At 69.0% G+C, this 4,158-nt stretch carries 1 protein-coding gene; it reads right to left on the bottom strand.

Annotation, left to right across the window (positions count from 1 at the left end; translation table 11 throughout):
- Window positions 1–4,158, bottom strand: a 4,158-nt coding sequence (locus SALPAC3_RS26465; RefSeq protein WP_157632361.1) for an SDR family NAD(P)-dependent oxidoreductase, incomplete at both ends; no start/stop codon positions are given.

The following is a 4,158-nucleotide window of genomic DNA, read 5'->3' as shown; positions in this document are numbered from 1 at the left end:
CCGCCGAACCCCGCACCACCCCAAACACCCGATGCCCATTACGACGAGCATCCGACAACCGCTCCAACACCAACACACCAACACCCTCAGACCAGCCGGTGCCGTCGGCGTTGTCGGAGAACGACTTGCAGCGGCCATCCGGGGCTAGTCCCCGTTGCCGGCTGAACGCCACAAACGGGGTGGGATTCGACATCACCAACACCCCGCCGGCGATCGCGGTGGCGCACTCCCCGGCGCGCAGCGCCTGACTGGCGAGGTGCAGGGCGACCAGCGACGAGGAGCAGGCGGTGTCGATCGTCATCGACGGCCCCTCGAAGCCGAAGGCGTACGAAATCCGGCCAGAAATCACCGACGCGGAGCTACCGGTGCTCAGGTACGCCTCCGACTCGGCGGGGGCGAGGCCGAGCAGGTCACCGTAGTCCTGGGCGCCGGAGCCGACGAAGACGCCGACCGGACCGCCGCGCAACGCCTCGGGGTTCATCCCGGCGTGCTCACACGCCTCCCAGGTGACTTCGAGCATCAGCCGCTGCTGCGGGTCCATGGCCAGCGCCTCGCGGGGCGAGATGCCGAAGAACTCGGCGTCGAACCCGCCGGCGTCGTAGACGAAACCGCCGGAGCGCACGTAGCTGGTGCCCGGCTGATCCGGGTCGGCGTCGAAGAGCGCATCGGTGTCCCAGCCCCGGTCAACGGGGAAGGCGCTGATCGCGTCGGTGTCGGTGGCGACAAGCTGCCACAGGTCCTCAGGGGACTGGACGCCGCCAGGGTAGCGGCAGCCCATGCCGACGATGGCGATCGGCTCGTCCGGAGCGAGGCCGGCAGTAGTCGATGGGACGGTGGGTCCGGCGGCGGTGCTGACGAGTTCGTCGTACAGGTGACGGGCCAACACCGCAGGGGTCGGGTGGTCGTAGACCATGGTGGCGGGCAGGCGCAGCCCGACTGCCTCGCCGACCGCGTTGCGCAGCTCCACCGCGGTCAGCGAGTCGAAGCCGAGTTCCCGGAACGGCCGTTGGACGTCAACGGCGGCGGAGGCGTCGTACCCGAGGACGGCCGCCACGTGGGTACGGACGATGTCCAGCAGGTGCGGCAGCCGGTCGGCGTCGGGCAGATCGGCCAGCACGGAGGCATCCCGTGGCTGGGCCGGCGCGGTGGCCACCGCGCTCTGGTGGGCCTCGGGGAGCGCGGCGAGCAGCGGTCGGGGCCGGGCCACGGTATAGATCGGGGTGAACCGGTCCCAGTCGATGTCGGTGACCACGAGGTGGCTCTCGTCGTGGTCGAGGACCTGCCGCAACACCGCGAGAGCGAGTCGCGGCTCCATCGGTGGGGTGCCCTGACGCAGCAGCTGTTCGGTGGCCTGGTCGTCCACCATGCCACCGCCACCCCAGGTCCCCCAGGCGATGGAGGTGGCGGTACGGCCCTGGCGACGGCGCCGGTGGGCGAGGGCGTCGAGCCAGGCGTTGCCGGCGCCATACGCGGCCTGTCCAGCGCTGCCCCAGACGGCCGCGCCGGAGGCGAAGAGAACGAATGCGTCGAGCGGCCGGTCGGCGAGCAACTCGTCAAGGTGGGTCGCGCCGAGCACCTTGGCCCGGCACACGTCGGCGAAGGCGTCAAGGTCGGTCTCGCCGAGCGGGGTGGCTTCGGGCAACACCCCGGCGGCGTGAAAGACAGCGGTCAGGTCGTCGCCGATCCCGTGGAGAAGCGTGGCGGCCGCCTCGCGGTCGGTCACGTCGCAGGCGACGACCTGAACGCCGGGCAGACGGGCGGCGAGGTCGGCGGCGCCGGGGGCGGCCGGGCCGCGTCGGCTGGCCAGGACGACCCGGTCGACACCCTGGTCGAGTAGCCATTCGCTGAGGTGCGCGCCGATGCCACCGGTGCCGCCGGTGACCAGGACGGTGCCGGTGGATCGCCACCGCCGGTCCGGGGTGCCGGCGACGGGCCAGCGGACCATCCGTCGAGCCAGCACCCCGCCGCTACGCAGGGCGACCTGGTCCTCGCCGCCGTCGGTGAGCACGTCGACGAGCCGGTCGAGGGTGTCGGGCGTCCAGTCGACGGGCAGGTCGGCCAGGCCGCCCCACCAGCCCGGGTAGTCGAGGGACAGTACGGTGCCGAGCCCCCAGAGCCCGGCCTGCGCGGCGTGCGGCAGGTCCTCGTACGGGTCGACAGCGACGGCGCCGGTGGTGAGGCACCAGAGCCGGCCGGCGAAGTCGGCGGCGGCAAGGGCGCGCACCAGGCGTACGGTGCTGGTTACTCCGGCGGAGAGACCGGCGTTGTGGGTGTCCGCGGTGTCGTCGAGGCCGAGCAGGGATACGACTCCGGCGGGCGTGTCGCGGTCGTCTGGCACGGTGTCGGTGAGCCGGACGACGGTCGCGCCGCGTGCGGTGAGTGCGTCGGCCACGGCGGCGGCCCGGGGATCGTCGGTGAGTGCGCCTGGTGTGACAACCCACCAGTCGCCGGTCAGGTGCCGCCCGGTGGGCATGTTGGCGGCCCGCCACATTACCCGGTACCGCCACCTGGCGGTGGTGACGTCCTTGTCGGTTCCGGTGTCATGCAGCCAGTAATGCTGGTGTTGGAAGGCATACGTCGGCAAATCCACCCGCCGCCCACCCCCACACACCACACCCCAATCCAAATCCACACCCGACACCCACACCCGCCCCATCCCCTCCACAAACCGCAACACCTCATCACCACCACCCCGCTGCAACCCCACCACCACCGCCCCCGGCACACACTCCCCCACCATCGCCGACAACACACTGTCCGGACCCACCTCCACAAACCGCGACACCCCACGCCCCACCAACGTCTGCACCGCATCCGCAAACCGCACCGTCCCCCGCACCTGCCCCTGCCAATACCCCACCGAACCCAACACCTCACCCGACACCACCTCACCCGACACCGTCGACACCACCCCCACACCACCACCCACACCCGCCTCCACCCCACCAACAACCCGCCCAAACTCCCCCAACATCGGCTCCATCAACCGCGAATGAAAACCATGCGACACCCGCAACCGCCGACACCACACCCCCAACCCCCCCAACACACCCTCCAACCCCACAATCTCCTCCACCGACCCCGACACCACCACCGACCCAGGACCATTCACCGCCGCCACATCCAACCCACCAAAATCCACCTCACCCACACCCACACCCACCGCCAACATCGCCCCACCCACCGGCAACCCCTGCATCAACACAGCCCGAGCCGCCACCACCCGACACGCATCCTCCAACGACCACACCCCAGACACATACGCCGCCACCAACTCCCCCACCGAATGACCCACCACAAAATCCGGAACCACACCCCACGACTCCACCAACCGAAACAACGCCACCTCAAACGCAAACAACGCCGGCTGCGCCCACCCCGTCTCATCCAACACACCACCCGAATCCACAAACATCACCTCACGCAAATCACCCCCCAACAACGACCCAAACACCCCACACACCTCATCCAACACCCCCGCAAACACCGGAAACGCCCCCGCCAACTCCCGACCCATCCCCACCCACTGCGCACCCTGACCCGTAAACAACACCGCCGTCCGACCCGACACCACCCGACCCGACACACCACCACCACCAACCAACTCCCGAAGACCCCCAACACCATCACCCACAGCAACACCACGATGCTCCAACCCAGCCCGACCAACCCCAAGAGTCAACCCCACATCCACCGACTCAAAATCAGCCCCAACCAAAAACTCAGCAAGATGCGCAGCCTGCGCAGCCAGACCACTGACCGACCGACCAGAAACCGGCCACAACACCACCGGCGACACCCCAGAACGAACCACCGGCACCACAGCCGGAGCCTCCTCCAAAACCACATGCGCGTTCGTGCCACTAATCCCAAACGACGACACCCCCGCCCGCCGCGGCCGCCCAGTAGCCGGCCACCCAACCGAATCCACCGCCAACCGCACCGCACCAGCACTCCACTCCACATGCGGACTCGGCTCATCCACATGCAAAGTCCGCGGCACCACCCCATGCCCCATCGCCAACACCATCTTGATCACACCAGCCACACCCGCCGCCGCCTGCGTATGCCCAAGATTCGACTTCACCGAACCCAACCACAACGGCAACTCCCGACCCTGACCATACGTCGCAAGAATCGCCTGCGCCTCAATCGGAT

This window comes from Salinispora pacifica DSM 45544 (genome assembly GCF_000378845.1).
GTDB lineage: Bacteria > Actinomycetota > Actinomycetes > Mycobacteriales > Micromonosporaceae > Micromonospora > Micromonospora pacifica.
This window is presented reverse-complemented; position numbering and strand designations above follow the sequence as displayed.